At 62.0% G+C, this 19090-nt stretch carries 17 protein-coding genes; 8 read left to right on the top strand and 9 right to left on the bottom strand.

The features are described 5' to 3' along the window. Nucleotides 1-147 precede the first annotated feature (147 nt). Genes hemL through FEE99_RS28500 form a run of 3 tightly spaced genes read right to left on the bottom strand, consistent with a single transcriptional unit; the run spans nucleotide 148 to nucleotide 2886 of the window. Entirely contained in the window at nucleotides 148-1431 is a 1284-nt protein-coding gene (gene hemL / locus FEE99_RS28510; RefSeq protein ID WP_041477734.1) for a glutamate-1-semialdehyde 2,1-aminomutase, read from the bottom strand. A 15-nt stretch (nucleotides 1432-1446) separates the two neighbouring features. Next, on the bottom strand, nucleotides 1447-2070 hold the full coding sequence (thiE, locus tag FEE99_RS28505) for a thiamine phosphate synthase (protein ID WP_041477735.1): 624 nt from the start codon (nucleotides 2068-2070) through the stop codon (nucleotides 1447-1449). An 18-nt stretch (nucleotides 2071-2088) separates the two neighbouring features. Beyond that, nucleotides 2089-2886 (bottom strand): hydroxymethylpyrimidine/phosphomethylpyrimidine kinase, encoded by a 798-nt coding sequence (locus tag FEE99_RS28500; protein WP_007909650.1) that lies wholly within the window; start codon nucleotides 2884-2886, stop codon nucleotides 2089-2091. Between the two features lie 475 nt (nucleotides 2887-3361). Here FEE99_RS28500 and FEE99_RS28495 point away from each other — a divergent pair, with 475 nt between their 5' ends. From FEE99_RS28495 to FEE99_RS28480, 4 genes are all read left to right on the top strand, one after another. Further along, nucleotides 3362-5713: a hybrid sensor histidine kinase/response regulator gene (locus FEE99_RS28495; protein ID WP_041477736.1), complete on the top strand. Its 2352-nt coding sequence runs from the start codon at nucleotides 3362-3364 to the stop codon at nucleotides 5711-5713. A 95-nt stretch (nucleotides 5714-5808) separates the two neighbouring features. Then, nucleotides 5809-7464, top strand: coding sequence for an acyl-CoA dehydrogenase family protein (locus FEE99_RS28490; protein WP_041477737.1), 1656 nt, complete (start codon nucleotides 5809-5811; stop codon nucleotides 7462-7464). A gap of 182 nt (nucleotides 7465-7646) precedes the next feature. Beyond that, nucleotides 7647-9146, top strand: a complete 1500-nt coding sequence (gene amn / locus FEE99_RS28485; protein WP_167351308.1) for an AMP nucleosidase — start codon at nucleotides 7647-7649, stop codon at nucleotides 9144-9146. Nucleotides 9147-9218: 72 nt separating this feature from the next. Then, entirely contained in the window at nucleotides 9219-9854 is a 636-nt protein-coding gene (locus FEE99_RS28480; protein ID WP_041477738.1) for a pseudouridine synthase, read from the top strand. On the opposite strand, the gene FEE99_RS28475 is transcribed toward FEE99_RS28480, so the two are convergent. Together FEE99_RS28475 and FEE99_RS28470 are read right to left on the bottom strand one after the other, a co-directional pair. Continuing rightward, the gene (locus FEE99_RS28475; RefSeq protein ID WP_016773053.1) at nucleotides 9849-10058 is read right to left on the bottom strand and encodes a DUF2788 domain-containing protein; all 210 of its coding nucleotides are present in this window, start codon (nucleotides 10056-10058) and stop codon (nucleotides 9849-9851) included. The two genes, FEE99_RS28480 and FEE99_RS28475, sit on opposite strands and share 6 nt — an antisense overlap. Before the next feature lie 170 nt (nucleotides 10059-10228). Further along, nucleotides 10229-10708 carry an Lrp/AsnC family transcriptional regulator gene (locus tag FEE99_RS28470; RefSeq protein ID WP_007909658.1) on the bottom strand — a complete coding sequence of 160 codons (480 nt, stop codon included), beginning with the start codon at nucleotides 10706-10708 and terminating at the stop codon, nucleotides 10229-10231. Between the two features lie 450 nt (nucleotides 10709-11158). Here FEE99_RS28470 and FEE99_RS28465 point away from each other — a divergent pair, with 450 nt between their 5' ends. Further along, nucleotides 11159-12094 (top strand): DUF6515 family protein, encoded by a 936-nt coding sequence (locus FEE99_RS28465; RefSeq protein ID WP_041477739.1) that lies wholly within the window; start codon nucleotides 11159-11161, stop codon nucleotides 12092-12094. A gap of 27 nt (nucleotides 12095-12121) precedes the next feature. On the opposite strand, the gene FEE99_RS28460 is transcribed toward FEE99_RS28465, so the two are convergent. Beyond that, nucleotides 12122-13030, bottom strand: coding sequence for a cation diffusion facilitator family transporter (locus tag FEE99_RS28460; RefSeq protein WP_041477741.1), 909 nt, complete (start codon nucleotides 13028-13030; stop codon nucleotides 12122-12124). Nucleotides 13031-13043: 13 nt separating this feature from the next. Beyond that, nucleotides 13044-13463: a hypothetical protein gene (locus FEE99_RS28455; protein WP_041477742.1), complete on the bottom strand. Its 420-nt coding sequence runs from the start codon at nucleotides 13461-13463 to the stop codon at nucleotides 13044-13046. A 110-nt stretch (nucleotides 13464-13573) separates the two neighbouring features. Here FEE99_RS28455 and hrpB point away from each other — a divergent pair, with 110 nt between their 5' ends. The 3 genes from hrpB (at nucleotide 13574) to FEE99_RS28440 (ending at nucleotide 17235) form a co-directional block, all read left to right on the top strand. Next, complete coding sequence (gene hrpB / locus FEE99_RS28450; RefSeq protein WP_041477743.1) at nucleotides 13574-16093, top strand: ATP-dependent helicase HrpB; 2520 nt, start codon at nucleotides 13574-13576, stop codon at nucleotides 16091-16093. A 130-nt stretch (nucleotides 16094-16223) separates the two neighbouring features. Next, nucleotides 16224-16796 (top strand): hypothetical protein, encoded by a 573-nt coding sequence (locus tag FEE99_RS28445; protein WP_041477744.1) that lies wholly within the window; start codon nucleotides 16224-16226, stop codon nucleotides 16794-16796. 13 nt (nucleotides 16797-16809) lie between these two features. Continuing rightward, a complete protein-coding gene (locus FEE99_RS28440; protein WP_052392144.1) occupies nucleotides 16810-17235 on the top strand; it encodes a hypothetical protein in 426 nt (141 codons plus the stop codon). Nucleotides 17236-17246: 11 nt separating this feature from the next. Here the strand turns inward: FEE99_RS28440 and FEE99_RS28435 are convergent, their stop codons facing one another. Together FEE99_RS28435 and FEE99_RS28430 are read right to left on the bottom strand one after the other, a co-directional pair. After that, nucleotides 17247-18326 (bottom strand): endonuclease/exonuclease/phosphatase family protein, encoded by a 1080-nt coding sequence (locus FEE99_RS28435; RefSeq protein WP_041477745.1) that lies wholly within the window; start codon nucleotides 18324-18326, stop codon nucleotides 17247-17249. A 75-nt stretch (nucleotides 18327-18401) separates the two neighbouring features. After that, nucleotides 18402-19076, bottom strand: a complete 675-nt coding sequence (locus FEE99_RS28430; RefSeq protein ID WP_016773061.1) for a YciC family protein — start codon at nucleotides 19074-19076, stop codon at nucleotides 18402-18404. Nucleotides 19077-19090: the final 14 nt, after the last annotated feature.

The raw sequence follows: 19090 nt of genomic DNA, 5'->3' as shown, positions 1-19090 counted from the left end.
CAACCTTACAAAGTCTTTACTCGTTTTTCTGCTGCGTGGGGAATATATCGCCCGATTCGGGCAGGATTTTCGCAGGCACGTCGGAAAAACCGAGCGGATGTAGGCGAAAGCTGACGCTGGCCATAGCCAACGTCAGCGGTACGGCGATTATTTCAATGCGGCGAAGGCGCGCTCGGCAGCGTCCAGCGTCAGTTGCAGCTCGGCTTCGCCATGGGCGATCGAGGTGAAACCGGCTTCGAACGCACTCGGCGCCAGGTACACGCCACCTTCCAGCATCAGGTGGAAGAAGCGACCGAACATTGCTGCATCGCTGGCCATCACGTCGTCGAAGGTGACGATGTTATCGGCGCCGCTGAAGTACAGACCGAACATGCCGCCGGCCTGGGTGGTCACGAACGGGATGCCCGCAGCATCGGCACGCTGTTGCAGACCGTCGAGCATGCGCGCGGTGTAGTCGGTCAATTCGGCGTGGAAACCCGGGCGGCTGATCAGACGCAAGGTCGTCAGGCCGGCAGCCATCGCCAGCGGATTACCCGACAACGTACCTGCCTGATACACCGGACCGAGCGGGGCGATGCGCTGCATGATCTCGCGTTTGCCACCGAAGCAGCCCACCGGCATACCGCCGCCGATGATCTTGCCGAACGTGGTCAGGTCCGGCGTCACGCCGTAGTGCGCCTGGGCACCGCCGAGGGCGACGCGGAAACCGGTCATCACTTCGTCGAAAATCAACACCACGCCGTGCTTGTCACACAGCGAACGCAGGCCTTCGAGGAAGCCCGGCGCTGGCGGCACGCAGTTCATGTTGCCGGCGACCGGTTCGACGATGATGCACGCCACGTCCTCGCCCACTTCGGCGAGCATCGCTTCAACCGCGTCGATGTCGTTGAACGGCAGGGTCAGGGTGTGTTTGGCGAACGCTGCCGGCACGCCGGCCGAGCTTGGTACGCCCTGGGTCAGAGCGCCGGAACCGGCCTTGACCAGCAGGCTGTCGGAGTGGCCGTGGTAGCAGCCTTCGAATTTGATGATGCTGTCGCGACCGGTGTAACCACGGGCCAGTCGGATCGCGCTCATGGTCGCTTCGGTGCCGGAGCTGACCATGCGCACCATCTCCATCGACGGCACCAGCGAGCAGACCAGATCGGCCATCTCGGTTTCCATCGACGTCGGCGCGCCGTAGGACAGGCCGTGTTGCAGCTGATTGCGCACCGCGTCGAGCACGTCCGGATGGCTGTGGCCAAGGATCATCGGCCCCCACGAACCCACGTAATCGACATAACGCTTGTCATCTTCGTCGGTGACGTAAGCGCCTTCGGCGTGTTTGAAGAACAGCGGGGTGCCGCCAACGCTCTTGAACGCGCGCACCGGCGAGTTGACGCCGCCGGGGATGTGTTTCTGAGCATTGGCAAACAGGGTTTCGGAACGAGACATGATCGGGCTCTCAAATCAGATTTTCAGAAGTTCGTTGAAGGCGCGGGCGCGGCGGGTCACTTCGGCGCTGCTCTCGGCGCCGAACAAACCGTGGATCACGGCGAGCAGATCGACACCGTGCTCGACCAGTGGCGCGGCGTTATCGAGGGTGATCCCGCCAATCGCGCAGACCGGCAAGTGCAGCGTGCGCTTGGCTTCGTCGAGCAAGTCGAGGCTGCAGCTTGGTGCACCGGGTTTGGTGGTGGAATTGAAGAAGCGGCCGAAGGCGACATAACTCGCACCTTCTTTAGCGGCTTGTTCGGCCAGGGCGATTTGCCCGTGACAAGTCGAACCGATGATGGCTTTCGAGCCGAGCAGGGCGCGGGTCGGCGACAGCGGGCCGTCGGTCTGGCCCAAGTGCACGCCAACATTGAGGCGCGCGGCCAATTCGGCGTCGTCGTTGATGATCAACTGCGTCTTGTAGCGCTCGCACAAGTTGCGCAGCGTTTCGGCCTCGCGCAGACGGCGGGCCTCGTCGCTGCTCTTGTCGCGGTATTGCAGCAGGGTGACGCCGCCGTCGAGCGCCGCCTCCACGTAAGACAGAAACTTGCCGGCCAGCAACTGGCTGTCGGTAATGGCATACAGGCCACGTAGTTTCATCGGGCAGACCTCACGACGTTACGAGCAGAAATCCAGCGGCAGGCGACGCGGCACGAACTGGCCTTTGCCCAGTTGTTCGGCATCGCGCAAAGTGCGCCAGGTGTAATCCAGCGCACTGCGCACGGCACTGGCCAGGTGTTCGCCCTGAGCCAGGCGACCGGCGAGGGCGCTGGCCAGCGTACAACCGGAGCCGTGATAGCTGCCCGGCAGGCGCTGGCAGATAAAGGTTTCGCGCAGGCCGTCGCGGCTGTACACGCGGTTGTGGATTTCAGTTTCGTCGCCATGGCCGCCGGTGATCAGCAGGTTTTTGACGAATGGCAGGAGTTTTTCCGCGCACTCGTCGGCCGTGCCTTCGGGCAGTTCGGCGAGGATGCGCGCTTCAGGAAGATTGGGCGTGGCAATGATCGACAGCGGCAGCAGACGCTCGCGCATCGCGTAGCCGACCTCGTCCTTGCCCAGGCGTCCGCCGCCGCCGGCACGCAGCACCGGGTCGCAGACCACCGGCAGATGCGGGTGCGCCGAGAGCAGTTCGACCACGGTGTCGACCATCTCCAGCGAACCGAGCATGCCCAGTTTCACTGCGGCGACTTCGGAGTCGTTGAGCACGGCGTTGGCCTGGGCCAGTACCCACTCACGGTCGAGGACGCGGAAGTCAGTGACGTTGACGGTGTCTTGCACGGTCAGGGCGGTGACGGCCGGAGCCGCATGGCAACCCTGCGCGAGCAGGGCTTCGATATCTGCCTGCAAGCCGGCGCCACCACTGGGATCGTGGCCGGAGAGACAGAGGACAACGGGGCGGGAGCTGTAGATATTCATGGTGCGCGAGCTTACCACCAAAGCTGATTTTGGGGTTCAGTACTCACGGTGTTTGCGAGCAGATTGTCGGACAACCCCGCAGTCTTTATTTGGAGCACATTTGTGGCGAGGGGATTTATCCCCGTTGGGCTGCGAAGCGGCCCCAAACCCTGCAATCCGGTTCTTTCTGACACACCTCGCTGGATGGACTTGCGACTGCTTCGCAGCCGAACGGGGATAAATCCCCTCGCCACAATTGGTCATCTATCAAGGAGGCTGTCGTCGCGAGTTGACCAACCCAACAGCTCTATCTCGGTGCTTTGCCCTGGAACGCCCGTTCTAGAGCCGTTGTAGGAAAAATTTCCATGGTGCTCAATGGCCATCAACGGCTATGCTAGGCTGGATCCAAACAATCACAGGTAATACCGGTTTTACGTCTACTCAAAGGGAATGGGGGGCTTCCTGACACAACCGGACGAGCCACGCTGGGGCTTCAATGCGCTATTTGCTGATGTTGCTGTTCTGCTTGCCCCTCATGGCGAGCGCTGTCGAATTCGACGAATTCACCCAAAGCCTGCCACTGGGCCGATCGCTGCAAGTGTTCGAAGACCCGAGCGGTCAGGCGACGATTGCCGACGTCCGCGCGCAAGACGCCGCCGGCCAGTTCAAAGCCCACGACAAAGCCACGCTCAACGCCGGTTACTCGCGTTCGGCGTTCTGGCTGAAGATCGACCTGCATTACCGCCCGAGCAACCCGGCCGCCCAGCGCACCTGGCTGCTGGAACTGGCGTATCCGCCGCTTGATCACCTCGACCTGTACTTGCCTGACACCAGCGGCGAATACCGACTGGTGCGCCAGACCGGCGATGCCTTCCCTTTCGCCAGTCGCGAGATCCGCCAGAACAACTACCTGTTCGACCTTCCCTTCAAACCGGATCAACAGCAGACGCTGTACCTGCGCCTGGCCAGCGAAGGCTCGATCCAGGCGCCGGTGACGTTGTGGTCGAGCAGCGCATACCTCGAAGACCAGCCGGTGCGCCTGTATGTACTCGGCATCATTTATGGCGTGCTGCTGGGGATGCTGGTCTACAACCTGTTCATCTACTTGAGCGTGCGCGACACCAGTTACCTCTATTACATCTTCTATATCGGCTCGTTCGGCCTCTATCAATTGTCGGTGAATGGTGCGGCGGTCGAGTATTTCTGGCCGGACAACCCATGGTGGGCCAACGCCGCGACGCCGTTCTTCATCGGTTGCGCCGGTCTGTTCGGCAGCCAGTTCGCCCGCAGTTTCCTGCAGACCAAGACCCACAGCCCCTGGCTGGACCGCTTGCTGATCGGCCTGATTGTCTTCAGTGCGCTGGTGATCGGCCTGTCGCTGATGACCAGTTATGCCCTGGCCCTGCGCCTGGCGACCACACTGGCGCTGACCTTCACCGTGGTGATCTTTGCCGCCGGGATTCTTGCCTGGTGGCGCGGCCTGCGGGTGGCGCGTTACTTCATCATCGCCTGGTCGGCGTTCCTGCTCGGCGGCATCGTCAACACGCTGATGGTGCTGGGCCTGCTGCCCAACGTGTTCCTGACCATGTACGCCAGCCAGATCGGCTCGGCGATCGAGGTGGCGCTGCTGTCGCTGGCGCTGGCCGATCGCATCAACGCCATGCGCGAACAACAGGCGCAGACCTTGTTCGACGCCGGGCAGAAACTCGAAGTGCTCAACCAGCAACTGGCTCACAGCAACAAGCTCAAGGATGAATTCCTCGCCACGCTGACCCACGAACTGCGCACGCCGATGAACGGCGTGATCGGTTCGCTGGAGCTGATGCAGACCGTCGACCTCGATCCCGAGCTTGAGCAATATCAACAAACCGCCGCCGGTTCTGCTCGCGACATGATGCGCATGGTCAATGGCATCCTCACGCTCACTGAATTGCAGGCCGGCAAACTCAAGGCGACGCCGGGCAGTTTCAGCCTGCGCGCAGTGGTCGAGGCGTTGCGCGTGCAGTTCGAAGGTAATGCAGCGAGCAAGTCGCTGGACTTCAAGGTCGAGGTGCTGCCGACCCTGCCGGATCGCTTGCTCGGCGACAGCGCGAAACTGGCGCAGTGCCTGGAATGCCTGCTGGACAATGCGATCAAGTTCACCCGCGTTGGCGGGCTGGCGTTGCGCGTTACCGGGCGGCCGTCGGCGGATGAGCGCATGGCGCTATCGTTCGCGGTGATCGACACCGGTATCGGTTTCACTGATCTGGGCGAGGCGACCCTGTATCAGCGTTTCTTCCAGCTCGATGGTTCGATGACTCGCGAATACGGCGGCCTGGGGGTGGGTCTGGCGATCTGTCGGCAACTGGTCGAATTGCTCGGCGGCAAACTCACCCATCGTTCCGAGCCGGGACGCGGCAGCCGCTTCCAGCTCGATGTCGAATTCGAACTGCCGGTGATCGAAGCGCCTGCGGATCAGTCGACCCGCGATTGCATTCGTGCGCCGCAGGACTGCACGGTGCTGCTGGTGGACGACAACAGCGTCAATCAACTGGTGATGCGCGGCATGTTGCTCAAGCTCGGTTTCCGCGTGCGCAGCGCTGACAACGGCGCCGCCGCGCTGGACTGCCTGCAACGGGAAAGTTTCGATGCGGTGCTGATCGATTGCCAGTTGCCCCGCCACGAAGGCGCATCGCTGTGCTGCCAGATCCATGCATTGCCGGGCTGTGCGCACTTGCCGGTATTCATGCTGGCGCTGGGTGCGGATCGCGAGCAATGCGACCCGGGCGCGCCTATCGACTATCTGCACAAACCGGTGAAATTCGAGGATCTGCAGGCTGCGTTGCAGCGCCGCGTGCTCAGTTGCTGATGGGGTAAAAGCGCCGCAAAAACGGCGTCTATGACACTTTGTTCAAAAAAGCACCAGTGCTTAACTGGTGCCATTGCTGAACACGGAGCGCCGTCATGAACCTGCATCAGTTCGCCGAAACCCACGAAGTCACCAATCAGCCACCGTCGCTGGACGGCACCAACCTGTACCGCATCGATCTGCCGCTGCAGGAGTGGTCGCGGCGCTTTGGCGCCGGTTGGGCCGAGTCGCGGATCGATGCCTACGGCGCACTGGCGGGCGGGCCGCTGATGGAAGCGGGGTTTCTCGCCAACCAGAACAAACCGGTATTCGCCAGCCATGATCGCTATGGTCATCGTATCGATCTGGTCGAATTTCACCCGGCCTACCACGAGCTGATGCGCACGGCGATCAAACATGGCCTGACCTCGCTGCCTTGGGCACACCCGCAGGACGGCGCACATGTCGCCCGCGCGTCGATGACCTATCTGCACAGCCAGGCCGAGGCCGGCAGCGGTTGCCCGTTGACCATGACCTTCGCCAGCGTGCCGGCCCTGCGCTTGCAACCGGACCTGGCCGAACAGTGGCTCCCGAAAGTCCTCGCCACCGAATACGATCCGCGCAATGTCGGCATGGCGCACAAGGCCGGCGTGACCATCGGCATGGCGATGACCGAGAAGCAGGGCGGCACCGATGTCCGCGCCAACACCACCAAGGCTTATCCGGTCGGCGCCAGTGGTCCGGGTCAGGCTTATGAACTGGTCGGGCACAAGTGGTTCTGCTCGGCGCCGATGTGCGATGCCTTCCTGACATTGGCGCAAACCGACAAGGGCTTGAGTTGCTTCCTGCTGCCGCGCCATCGCCCGGACGACACGCGCAATCAGTTCTACATCCAGCGTCTGAAAAACAAACTCGGCAACCAGTCCAACGCCTCCAGCGAAGTGGAGTTTCGTGGCGCACTGGCATGGATGATCGGCGAAGAAGGGCGTGGCGTACCGACCATTATCGAGATGGTGGCGATGACCCGTTTCGATTGCATGGTCGGCTCCAGTTCGCTGATGCGCCAGGCGCTGACCCAGGCCAGTCATCACTGCGCGCACCGCAAGATCGGCGGCAAACTGCTCAGCGAGCAGCCGCTGATGCAAAACGTGCTGGCCGATCTGGCGCTGGAGAGCGAAGCCGCGCTGGCCCTGAGTCTGCGCATGGGCAAGGCGCTCGATCATCTGGATGATCGCCACGAAGCGCAGTTCGCGCGGCTGGTGACGGCGGTGGGCAAATACTGGATCTGCAAACGTGCGCCAGGAATGATCAACGAAGCCGCCGAATGCATGGGCGGCGCCGGTTATGTCGAAGACAGCATCCTGCCGCGCCTGTACCGCGAAGCGCCGGTGAATTCGACGTGGGAAGGGTCGGGGAATGTGCAATGTCTCGACGTGCTGCGCGCATTGTCAAAAGAACCGGGCGTGCTCGATGTGCTGTTCAGCGAACTGGGCGACGGCCATGGCGACAAGCGTCTGGCCGCACATATCCAGCAGTTGCAGGCGCAATTCAAGGACACCAGTGATATTCAGTATCGGGCGCGGCAGTTGACCGAAGACATTGCGCTCGGGTTGCAGGCCAAGCTGTTGCTCGAGGCGGGCAACTCGGTGGTCAGTGATGCCTTCATTGCCAGCCGTCTGAGCGGTGGCGGTGGCGGTCGCGTCTACGGCGCGTTGCCGCGTGGGCTGGACGTCGAAGCCATCGTCGCGCGCTCGACTCCACAGCTTTTCTGACCCACGTCATATCCCCCCTGTGGAAGCGAGCCTGCTCGCGAAAGCGGTGTGTCAGTCGACATCTTTATTGGATGATCCACCGCATTCGCGAGCAGGCTCGCTCCCACAGGGGACATCATTGGTCTGCAGATTTAAGTGTCGCCACAACGCCACTGTTCCCGTGCGTCCACGATGCAGGCAAGATGAAGCTCTGCAAGTCAGAACACAGGAAGCTGATCGTGACCGAAGCGTTTATTGTCGTTCAAACCGCCGAACAAGCCGTGGATCGTCTGGCCGAGCTGCATGAGCGGGCCACCACTGCGCTGAATTCTGCCCTCAAGCGTTACCTCAAGGACCGCGTCGAACCCGACGCCGAACAGCGTGCCCTGTTTCGTTATCCCGAACTGCGACTGACCTACCACTGCCAGGGCGAAGTGCCGCAGACCACCCGCGCTTACGCCAAGGTGCAGTTGCCGGGCACTTACAGCGTCACCGTCACCCACCCGGCGGCGTTTCGCAAATACCTGCTCGAACAACTGACGCCGTTGATGCACGACTTCACCGTGACCGTCGAAGTCGGCGTCAGCCAGCAGAACATTCCGTATCCGTATGTGGTCGAGCAGGGCGATGAACTGGCCGGTTCCGGCGTCACTGCGGCGGTGCTGGCGCGGGTGTTCCCGAGTACCGATCTGTCCGCCGCCACCGATGGCATTGCCGACGGCCTCTACGACTGGGAAAACACCGATCCGCTGCCACTGGCGCTGTTTGATGCGGCGCGCGTGGACTTCTCGCTGCGCCGTCTGGTGCATTACACCGGCAGCGACTGGCGCCATGTGCAGCCGTGGATTCTGCTGACCAACTATCACCGCTACGTCGATCAGTTCATCGTTCATGGTCTGGAGCAGTTGCGCCGCGACCCGCGCTTCGTGCGCATGGTCCTGCCGGGCAACGTGATCATCGAGAAGAGCATGGACCACGGCGAAGCCTCGGCGATTGCCGCCGGTGTGGTCTGGCACCGTTACCAGATGCCGGCCTATCACCTGATCGCCAACGACGGCCACGGCGTCACGCTGGTGAACATCGGTGTCGGCCCGTCCAACGCCAAGAACATCACCGATCACCTGGCCGTGCTGCGCCCGCATTGCTGGCTGATGATTGGCCACTGCGGTGGCCTGCGTCAGTCGCAGACCATCGGCGATTACGTGCTGGCCCACGCTTACATGCGCCGCGACGGCATTCTCGATCGTGTGGTGCCGCCCAATATTCCCATCCCGGCACTGGCCGAAGTGCAGCTTGCGCTTCAACAGGCAGCGGCGAATGTCACTGGCGAGAAGGGCGACGATCTGAAGAAGCGCCTGCGCACCGGCACGGTCCTGACCTACGACGACCGTAACTGGGAACTGCGCTGGGCTCAGGAACGGCCGCTGATCAACCTGTCCCGCGCAGTGGCGGTGGACATGGAAAGCGGCACGATTGCAGCGCAAGGTTATCGCTTGCGGGTGCCGTACGGCACGTTGCTCTGTGTCTCGGACAAACCGCTGCACAGCGAAATCAAACTGCCGGGCTCGGCCAACGCCTTCTATGAGCGCGCGGTCAGCCAGCATTTGAAAATCGGCATCGAAGCGGTGGATCTGCTGCGTACCGAACTCAACTCGCTGCACTCGCGCAAACTGCGCAGCTTCGACGAGCCGCCGTTCCGTTAACGGTTAGTCGTGGTCATTTGGCGGTCGGGGCACTAGCATTGTCAGCCCTGATCGCTAAATGTTCTGTCTCTTATGTCCCGTCCGCCCCGTCCACCTTCGCGCCGTCCCGGTGTGAAGCCGCAATCGTCCTCGCCACGCCGTGTCGCAAAAGCGCCGCCGGCCGAGCCGAAGCTGATCCTGTTCAACAAACCCTTCGATGTGCTGACGCAGTTCAGCGACGGTGAAGGGCGGGCGACACTCAAGGATTACATCGATGTGCCGGGGATTTATCCGGCCGGACGTCTGGATCGCGACAGCGAAGGTTTGTTGCTGCTGACCAACGACGGCCAGTTGCAGGCGCGCATCGCCGATCCGAAACACAAACTGGCCAAGACCTATTGGGTGCAGGTGGAAGGCGAGGCGACTGCCGAGCAGTTGCAGCGCCTGCGTGATGGCGTCGAGCTGAATGACGGCATGACTCTGCCCGCCGAAGCGCGGCAACTGGCTGAGCCGCAGTTGTGGCCGCGCAATCCGCCGGTACGCTTTCGCGCGACCATACCGACTTCATGGCTGGAACTGGTGATTCGCGAAGGGCGCAACCGTCAGGTGCGGCGCATGACGGCGGCGGTCGGGCTGCCGACGTTGCGTCTGGTGCGAGTCAGGATTGGCGACTGGACGATTGAAGGGCTGGATCAGGGCCAGTGGCAGGAAGTGCCGGCGCGCTTATAAGGCGCCGGATTCGATCAGGCCGATCACCACACTCTTGATGATGAACGCGGCCACGCCCAGGCCCAGCACGAAAAACAGAATGAACGAGCCGAACCGCCCGGCCTTGGACTTCTTCGCCAGATCCCAGACGATGAAACCCATGAAAATGATCAGGATGCTGACCAGACCGGTCATCATCCACTCTTCGAACAGTGCTGGATCCATTGGCGATCTCCGGCGCGGACAGGGCTGAAAGGGCGGCGGCGAGTATACGCCAAGGGCGGATGGCGAGGCATTGATCTGCGTCGCCTGTGCCGGCCCCTTCGCGAGCAGGCGCGCTCCCACAGGTTGAAATGCATTCCCCTGTGGGAGCGAGCCTGCTCGCGAAAGCGATATCAGCTACGCAAATGAGTCAGCGGCAGTTCGGTGCTGTTGAGCACCTGATTCAGCACAAAACTCGACCGCACGCTGGTGACCCCCTCGATCCGGGTCAGATGCCCCAACAGCAACTTTTGATAGTGATCCATATCCGGCACCACCACTTTCAACTGGTAGTCGGCATCCACTCCGGTCACCAGACTGCATTCCAGCACTTGCGGCAACGTGCGAATTGCCGCCTCGAAATTCTCGAAGCGCTCGGGGGTGTGCCGATCCATGCCGATCAGCACATACGCCGTCAGGCTCAAGCCGAGCATCTTGCGATCGAGCAGCGCAACCTGGCGGGAAATATAGCCATCGTCTTCCAGTTGCTTGACCCGGCGCGAGCAAGGCGAGGGCGACAGACCGATGCGCTCGGCCAGTTCCTGGTTGGAGATACGGGCGTCGCGCTGCAATTCCGCCAAAATACTCAGGTCATACCGGTCAAGTTTGCTCATCAATCTGTCCTTGGTCGTAACTATTGCGGCAGATTATCTATCCAGGGTTAAAAATTGCGCAAGCGGTGTTTAATTGAGCAATTTTCGCAATCCTCTGTCGCAGCCTCAGGCTTATTCTTAACACCAGAATCACTGCTCGGTAACACAGTCCACGCGGCCCGCCCAATCAGGCCCGCCGCGGCCGCCACCCCCACCGGGGATGTGCCGGCCCCCGAGCTGCACACTGTCCAGAAGACGGCGTGAGGTGAGCCGACGTCAAAAGCGTCGAGCCAGGACGAAGTTCTCCAGAAGGGAGGCCGACGGGTCTCCCTTTTTTCTTGCCTGCGATTTCATGTTGGCGCCTCAATAAATAAGTCGCGCGACTGATAACCTGTTGCAGAACCCGATGGGGCTGTTTCGAGTCTCAGCAACAAGCCCTGCCAACGACAGGCTCCCGCAGTGAGGAAAAGCATGAATTCGCGCATCTGGCGTCTGGCCGGTGTTGGTTTGCTCTGTGTGGGTGTCAGTGCGCAAGTGCTGGCCGATGAGCCGCAGAGTCGTGGGCCTGGCAACGGGCCGCAGAACGACGGGATTATCCGTGGCGACAACAGCCGTCAGTTCGAGCACAACGGCCAGCCGCACAACAATGACGGTCAATGGCAGAACCGCAACCGTGTCGATGATCGTCCAGAACCGCCTCGCCAGCCGGGCAACAACCTGCCGATCCAGCCGCGACCCGACGCCGTGCACCAGACTCAGGAGCCGCGTCAGGGTTACTACCGCGACGAGCGCCCGCAGAACGGTTATCACAATCAGCAATGGCAGACGCGGCCACGTCCCGATGACAACCGCTGGCCGGGACGGCCGAACGGTCATGGCAATGGCTGGGGTCCTGGCCCGCAATATCGACCGGGGCATGTGATCGACCGCTTCCCGGATCGTGATTACCGCGTGCCGTATCGCGGTCAGGATTACTTCTATTCCGGCGGCTATTGGTATCGCCCGCAAGGCCCGCGTTATATCGTCGTGCAGCCACCGCGCGGGATCCGCATCCAGTATTTGCCGGATTACGCCCGTGAAGTGTGGATCGGCGGCTCGCTGCTGTTCCTCGCCGCCGGCTCGTATTACGCCTATCAAGAGGCAACGCAGGATTACGTGGTGGTCGAGCCGCCGCTGCAGCAACCGCCACAACCGCAAGCTCAGGGCTATGACGTCGAAGCCTACCCGGCCAACGGCCAGTCGCCGCAGCAAGTGCAGCAGGACGGTTACCAGTGCTCTCAGTGCGCGGTGCAGCAAAGCGGTTTCGACCCGCGCACCGCGACCTACCAACCGGCGCCCGAAGTGGTTCAGGCCTATCGCCAGGCGCAGGGCAACTGCCTGAGCAGTCGTGGTTATCAGGTCAGATAGGGGCAGCTGCAAGCTACGAGCTGCGAGCTACAAGCTTGAAGCTAGAGGCTTGTCGCTTGTGGCTGCTTTTACAGGGTCAGCGTGCACCAGCACTTCGGCCTTCGGATAAGCCCTGTGAATTGCCGCCGCCGCTTGATCGCTGATGCCATGGGCGACTGACAGGGTCAGTTCGCCCGGCAATTCCAGGTGCAATTGCACGAACCAGTGGTTGCCCGAGATCCGCGTGCGCAAGTCATGCGCACCGAGCACCCCCGGCACGCTGCACGCCAGTTCGAGCATGTGCTGGCTGACATCGGTCGGCAATTCCTCGTCCATCAACACCGAAAAACTTTCCCGGGCGATCTGAATCGCGCTCCAGAAGATGTACACGGCGATCCCCAGCCCAAACCACGCGTCCAGTTGCGCAAAACCCATTCCCGCCAACACCAGCGCGATCAGGATGCTGCCGTTGAGCAGCAGGTCCGAACGGTAATGCAGGGAGTCGGCGCGCACGGCGTTGGAGCCGGTCTGCTTGATCACCCGGTGCTGCAACATCAGCAGCGCGGCCGTCAGCAGCAGGGAAAACACGATCACACCGATGCTCAGCCACGGTGCGCCAAGTGGTTCCGCAGTCTGCAAGCGTTGGTAGGCCTGAAACGCGATCAGCACCGCGCTGCCACCGATGAACAACGCTTGGGCCATGCCCGCCAGCGATTCGGCTTTGCCGTGGCCATAACGGTGATCGTCATCCGCCGGACGCAGTGCGTAATGCACCGCCAGCAGATTGAGCATCGAGGTGACGCCATCCAGCGCCGAGTCGGTGAGGCCGGCGAGCATGCTCACCGATCCGCTGAGCCACCAGGCAATCGCTTTGGCGACGATCAGCGTGCACGCGACCGCCACCGAGGCGCGGGTCGCCAGCCGCAGCAGGCGGGCGTGTTCGGGGCTGGAGGTCATTGAACGTCCTTATTCAAGCGGCGGGTTGCAGGCCGAACATCGCCAGTTGCTGAGTGCTGCCCTTGTGCTGGATCAGACGCGGGTCGTCGAGAGGAAAGTCTTTACCCAGTTCGCTCTCAAGAATCGCCTGCAACTTGTGATTGTCGACCTGCCCGTCAGGGCCGATGGCTTGCTTGAGCTTGGCCGGATCGATCTGCGCGGTGTGGCCCGGTTCGAAATAGATCGCCCCGGTGGCGAAGTCGACGGCAAACGCGATCAGCCCGGGAATGATGTAGAACAGCAGGCCGACGGCATCGAGCACGGCAATCGCCGGGTCGATCTTGCCGTCGATCTGGCCACGGCGGTCCGGGTAGAAAATCGAGCCGCACGCCGTGAGTTGCGTGAGCAGAGTGGCAACCAGAACACCGCCGATCAGGCGAGAGGGTAAGCGCATGGAAATGTCTCCTGAGTCATCAAATAACGAAGCTTCGTCTTGTGAAGTTAAGACCCTGACGAACGTCAGACAGTTCGTCGTTATACTCGCCGCTCTGTTTGGGAGCCAGCATGATTTCTTTGCCGATCGATGATGTTTTACCCGCCCTGCGTGAAGCCCTTGCGTCACGCCACGAAGCCGTGCTCGAAGCACCGCCCGGCGCCGGTAAGACCACCCGCGTGCCCTTGGCCTTGCTCAACGAAGCCTGGCTGGCCGGGCAGACCATCGTCATGCTCGAACCACGGCGTCTGGCCGCGCGCGCAGCGGCGGAACGTTTGGCCAGCGAGCTCGGTGAGCAGGTCGGTGAAACCGTCGGCTATCGCATCCGCCTCGACAGCAAAGTCGGCCCGAAGACGCGTATCGAAGTGGTCACCGAAGGCATTCTCACCCGGCGCTTGCAGGACGACCCGGCGCTGGAGGGTGTGGGCTTACTGATCTTCGACGAATTTCATGAACGCAGTCTCGACGCCGATCTGGCGCTGGCCCTCAGTCTGAACGGTCGCGAGCTGTTTCGCGCTGAACAGCCGCTGAAGATTCTGCTGATGTCGGCGACCCTCGAAGGCGAGCGCCTGGCGGGGTTGCTCGATGACGCGCCGATCCTGCGCAGCGAAGGGCGCATGTATCCAGTGTCGATGCGCTGGGGCCGGCCGTTTCAGCCAGGCGAATACATCGACCAGCGCGTTACCCAAACCGTGCTCGAAGCGCTGCACGACGAGACCGGCAGCCTGTTGGTGTTCCTGCCCGGGCAAGCGGAGATCCGTCGCGTACATCAGCAATTGGCCGACGCCATTGGCGAGCGCAAAGACATCTTGCTGTGCCCGTTGCACGGCGAACTCGACCTCAATGCGCAACGCGCGGCGATCGATCCGGCGCCGCCCGGTCAGCGCAAAGTGGTGCTGGCAACCAACATCGCCGAGACCAGCCTGACCATCAACGGCGTGCGCGTGGTCATCGATGCCGGGCTGGCGCGGGTGCCGCGTTTCGACCCGGGCAGCGGCATGACCCGCCTCGACACTCAACGCATCTCCAAGGCCAGCGCCACCCAGCGTGCCGGCCGCGCCGGGCGATTGGAGCCGGGCGTGTGTTATCGCTTGTGGTCACAGGATCAGCACGAACAACTGGCGGCCTATGGCAGCGCGGAAATTCTCTCGGCGGATCTGGCCAGCCTCGCTTTGCAACTCGGGCGCTGGGGCGTGACCCCGGGCGAACTGGTCTGGCTGGATGTGCCGCCAGCGGCCGCGTATGCCCAAGCGCAGGATCTGCTGCAACGCCTCGGCGCCTTGCACGGCGACACGCTGACGACCCACGGCCAGGCCATGGCTGAATTGCCGGCGCATCCGCGCATTGCGCATTTGCTGTTGCGCGGTCAGGCGCTGGGGCTGGCGGCGATGGCCTGCGATGTGGCGGCGCTGCTCGGCGAGCGCGATATCTTGCGCGGTGCCGGTGCGGATCTGCACAGCAGGCTGGTGCTGCTTTCCGGCGAAGAGCGCGCCGGTCGTGGTACGCAGGGCGGGGTACAACGTGCCCGGCAATTGGCTCGGCAATATCGCGGCTATCTGCGCGGCAAGCCGAGCGAACCGGTAAACGATCCCGAGCATCCGCGCTGGCTCGGCGCGCTATTGGCGCTGGCCTACCCGGATCGCGTCGCCCAGCAACGGCGTGCCGGGGGTGCCGAATACCGCTTGGCCAACGGTCGCGCCGCGCTGTTCGCTGAGGCCGACAGCTTGATGAAGCATGAGTGGATTGTCATCGCCGACCTCGGCAGCCGTCAGGGCCAGCGCGAAGAACGCATCTATCTGGCGGCGGATTTCGATCCGGCGCTGTTCGACTCGGTGCTCGCCGAGCAAGTGCGCAGCGTTGACCAACTCGATTGGGATGAACGCGAAGGCGTGCTGCGTGCCGAGCGCCAGCGCAAGGTCGGCGAGCTGATTCTCAGCCGCGAACCGTTGACCGGTCTGGATGAAAACGCGCGCAGTCAGGCCCTGGTCAATCTGGTGCGACGCAAGGGTCTGGAGCTGCTGCCATGGACGCCAGAACTGCGCCAGTGGCAAGCGCGGGTGGCGCTGTTGCGCCAGCTCGATCTGCGCACTCAGGACGACAGCCAATGGCCGGATGTCAGCGATACAGCGCTGCTCAATACCCTGGAAGACTGGTTGATGCCCTATCTGGGCAAGGTCTCGCGGCTGAGCCATTTCGCCAACCTCGACCTGTCGAGCATCGTGCGCAATCTGCTGCCGTGGCCGCTGCCGCAGAAGCTCGACGAGCTGGCGCCGCATCATTTGAGCGTGCCGTCGGGTTCATCGATTCGTCTGGATTACAGCGAACATCCACCGATTCTCGCGGTGCGTTTGCAAGAGCTGTTTGGTCTGGCCGATACGCCACGGATCGCCGGCGGCCGGCAAGTGGTCAAGCTGCATCTGCTGTCGCCAGCGCGGCGACCGGTGCAGGTCACGCAGGACCTGGCCAACTTCTGGCGCAGCACCTATGCCGAGGTGAAGAAGGATCTGAAGGGGCGTTATCCGAAGCATTATTGGCCGGACGATCCTTTGGTCGCCGAAGCCACGGCGCGGGCGAAACCACGGGGCACCTGACCCGCAATGGCTGCGTGCCATTAGCCCGTCCGTGCTAATTGCCCTTGGTTGTTCAGGCTCGCAAAATCGCCGTCTGAACAATAACAAGCCTTGTTGCCTGACAACTTGCGCCCAAGGAACGGAACTGCCCATGAGCTCTTTCTTCAAGTTCAAGAAGTTGATCTTCTTGTCGGCTGCGCTGCTGGCCGCCTCTGATCCGGCAATGGCCGAAGAGTCCAACCCGATTGGCGACTGGTGGATTATCTACGGCAACGGCGTGCCCCAGAAAAACATCATGTACGTCGCCGATGCCACCTCGGTCGTGCCTTCGCAGAAAACCAAAGGCGCAACCATGGTCGCGGTGACTCTGGTGTATGAAGAACCGGGCAAACCGATGATCGACGTCTACAACCTCGAAGCCCAATGCTCTACGGGCAAGGTGCGTTTTATCAATGGCCAGTCCATCGAGCGTCTTGCCTACACCATGCGTCATCTGAAAGTTGCCAATCAATGGCAGACCCCAAAGGAGTTCTGGGTCCAGCAGGCGCTTAAGTTTGCCTGTGCGCCTGGCAGTCGCGCGAAAAACGACATGGCCGCCGTGGGCAAGATGGAATACCTGCAGATGATCGAGATGCTGCAGCAGATGTTCTTCAAGCTCGCGCCGATTCAGCAAAAGAGCCAGATGATGGACAACATCGACAGCCTGCTCGAACTCAAGAAATAAGCCGGGGCATCCAATGACTTACACACGTTTGTGGCTGGCAACCCTGGTGGCAGGATTGCTCTTGAGCGGTTGTGGCACTATCGCGCAGAGCCGCTGGGAAGGCCGCGATCTCCAGGAAGCACTGGACCTGTTCGGCACGCCTGATTCGATGAAAAAAGAAATCGGCCCAAATGGCGAACCCTTGGCCGTGCTGACCTGGTACAAGTCCGCGAGCTGGACCACCACCGAAGCGGCTGGCACTTCGATGACCCATACCGGCAACGGCATGGTCTACACCGAGCATTATCAGCAAGTTGGGCACAGTTCCGATTGCAAATTGCAGGCGAAGATCGATCAACAGAAGAAGATTGCACAGTTCCTGATCGAGGACGGGCGAATCCTGCATGGCAAGTGCCTGGGCGTCCGGTTTGTCCCCGGTTACATTCCGCCCGGCTTCTAAGGGCAGAGCGCTCAGGGCGCAGCGGGCAGGAGGAACCGCGCAATCACCGGCAAGTGGTCGGAGATGCGCAAGGTATCGTCCTGCCGCACCTGTGCTTGCAGGCGTTTGAGCTTCGGGCTGTAGAACAGATAATCCACCGTGCGATCCGGGCCGTTGAGCCCGGGGTCGTTGGGGTAATGGGTCAGCCATTTGGCCCGGTCGATGCCGCCGGCTTCATTGTTGGTCGGGATCATCGGGTACTTGTCCCACAGCAGATGCAGTTCGCTGTCGGCAGAGTAGGGCGAGCGGCGCTCGACGGGCAGGCGTCGGTACTGGCCCAGCGGCAGCAGATTGAAATCGCCACCGATCAGCCAGGGCAGGCCCTGGCTTTCATACTTGTCGAGCACTTTGGCCACGGCAGCGACTTGCGCCTGCACGTTGCCGTCTGCCTGGCTGGCCCGCTGCAAGTGTGTGTTGAACACGGTCAGTTGTCCGCCATCGCTGAGCGGCAGTTTGACTGCGAGCAAAGCATCTTTGGGCTGGAACTGGCGGCTGATGAAGTTGCTCGGGGCCACGGGCAGTTGCAGGCGTTCGGCGTGTTCGATGCGATAGCGACTCAACGTCGCCAACTGGCGGCCGACGCTGCCGTAGATATGTGGCTCGGGAACAAAATCCGCCTTCCAGTCGAAGGCGCTGGTACTGCACGGGTACAGATCGGCGACACGTTCCTGCAACAGCTTTAGCTGATTCTGGTAGTCGCTGGCCTTGGCGCCGTCGTCGAGCTCCTGCAACAACACCACATCGGGTTGTTCGTCGCGGATCACCCGCGCCACTTCGTCGAGGCTGAAGGCCATGTCTTCGGCGGTCGGCGCTTCGTCGTCGCCCTGAGCCAGGTCATTCCAGAATACGTAGCGCTTGCCGGCGAGGAACTGCACGTTCCAGGTCATGACTTTCAGTGCTTGCCCGGGCACCAGCGTCGGCGCCGTGGTGCTGCAACTGACCGGCAGGGTTTCGCGGGCATCGGGGCGCCAGGTCAGGCTGAACAGCAGTACGCCGAACAGGACGACGGCAAGGATGACGAGAAGCAGGGTGTAGCGCAGCAGACGGGTCATGGCTCGGCTTATAGCGTTACAGGAAGTGGCCCCGAGCATACCTGACGGCAGCCGCGAAGCCCAAGCACGGCGCGGTCAGACTGCGCCGTTACGTTTGTCAGGCAATTCGCTGATCAGCATGAACAGGCGGAACAGCACCACACTGGTGAACAGTTGCAGAAAGCTGTGAGCGCTGTCGATCAGCCCGGCAATCAGCGGATTCTGCGGTTCGGGGTACACCGCCAGCGTCGCGCCCTTGAGCAACCACAACGGAGTCATCACGCAGAGAATGCACAGCAGGATGCGCCAGAAGTGCCCACGGGTCAGACGCAGGCTTTCCTTCATTGCCTGCAACGGCCCGAGGCCGCGCAGCACCAGCAGGTATTCAGCGAAGGCGAGCATGACCATCAGCATCAGGCCCGGCAGGAAGTACAGCGACAGGCCCAGCAGAATCAGCAAGGTATTGAGCGCGGTCAGCACGGCGAAGCGTGGCCACAGGGTTGCGGCCATCGCCAGCAGGTCGCGGTTGCGCGGCGACTCGCCACGGCTGCGCGCATCGAGAAACAGGATCAGCGCGGCGGTGTACAGCGGATACACCAGCAGGCCGACGATGATGCTGACTCCGGCGAAGGTGTCCGGCCCGGTGGCGTGATCGACCGCCTGCTGCAAGAAAGCTTCGACAATCACCAGCGGCAGGCACAACTGCACGATGCTGCCCAGATGGCGTTTGAAAAAATACAAAGAGTCGCGCAGTACTTCGAGGGCATTCATCAGTCGGTATCGCA

The sequence above is a fragment of the Pseudomonas sp. ef1 genome (assembly GCF_007293365.2).
GTDB lineage: Bacteria > Pseudomonadota > Gammaproteobacteria > Pseudomonadales > Pseudomonadaceae > Aquipseudomonas > Aquipseudomonas siliginis.
The sequence above is the reverse complement of the archived record's forward strand: the minus strand, read 5'-3'. Positions and strand labels throughout refer to the sequence as shown.

Coding starts and splice junctions, on each gene's coding strand:
- hemL (WP_041477734.1), bottom strand. CDS start 1,431: ATGTCTCGTTCCGAAACCCTGTTTGCCAATGCTCAGAAACACATCCCC.
- thiE (WP_041477735.1), bottom strand. CDS start 2,070: ATGAAACTACGTGGCCTGTATGCCATTACCGACAGCCAGTTGCTGGCC.
- FEE99_RS28500 (WP_007909650.1), bottom strand. CDS start 2,886: ATGAATATCTACAGCTCCCGCCCCGTTGTCCTCTGTCTCTCCGGCCAC.
- FEE99_RS28495 (WP_041477736.1), top strand. CDS start 3,362: ATGCGCTATTTGCTGATGTTGCTGTTCTGCTTGCCCCTCATGGCGAGC.
- FEE99_RS28490 (WP_041477737.1), top strand. CDS start 5,809: ATGAACCTGCATCAGTTCGCCGAAACCCACGAAGTCACCAATCAGCCA.
- amn (WP_167351308.1), top strand. CDS start 7,647: ATGAAGCTCTGCAAGTCAGAACACAGGAAGCTGATCGTGACCGAAGCG.
- FEE99_RS28480 (WP_041477738.1), top strand. CDS start 9,219: ATGTCCCGTCCGCCCCGTCCACCTTCGCGCCGTCCCGGTGTGAAGCCG.
- FEE99_RS28475 (WP_016773053.1), bottom strand. CDS start 10,058: ATGGATCCAGCACTGTTCGAAGAGTGGATGATGACCGGTCTGGTCAGC.
- FEE99_RS28470 (WP_007909658.1), bottom strand. CDS start 10,708: ATGAGCAAACTTGACCGGTATGACCTGAGTATTTTGGCGGAATTGCAG.
- FEE99_RS28465 (WP_041477739.1), top strand. CDS start 11,159: ATGAATTCGCGCATCTGGCGTCTGGCCGGTGTTGGTTTGCTCTGTGTG.
- FEE99_RS28460 (WP_041477741.1), bottom strand. CDS start 13,030: ATGACCTCCAGCCCCGAACACGCCCGCCTGCTGCGGCTGGCGACCCGC.
- FEE99_RS28455 (WP_041477742.1), bottom strand. CDS start 13,463: ATGCGCTTACCCTCTCGCCTGATCGGCGGTGTTCTGGTTGCCACTCTG.
- hrpB (WP_041477743.1), top strand. CDS start 13,574: ATGATTTCTTTGCCGATCGATGATGTTTTACCCGCCCTGCGTGAAGCC.
- FEE99_RS28445 (WP_041477744.1), top strand. CDS start 16,224: ATGAGCTCTTTCTTCAAGTTCAAGAAGTTGATCTTCTTGTCGGCTGCG.
- FEE99_RS28440 (WP_052392144.1), top strand. CDS start 16,810: ATGACTTACACACGTTTGTGGCTGGCAACCCTGGTGGCAGGATTGCTC.
- FEE99_RS28435 (WP_041477745.1), bottom strand. CDS start 18,326: ATGACCCGTCTGCTGCGCTACACCCTGCTTCTCGTCATCCTTGCCGTC.
- FEE99_RS28430 (WP_016773061.1), bottom strand. CDS start 19,076: ATGAATGCCCTCGAAGTACTGCGCGACTCTTTGTATTTTTTCAAACGC.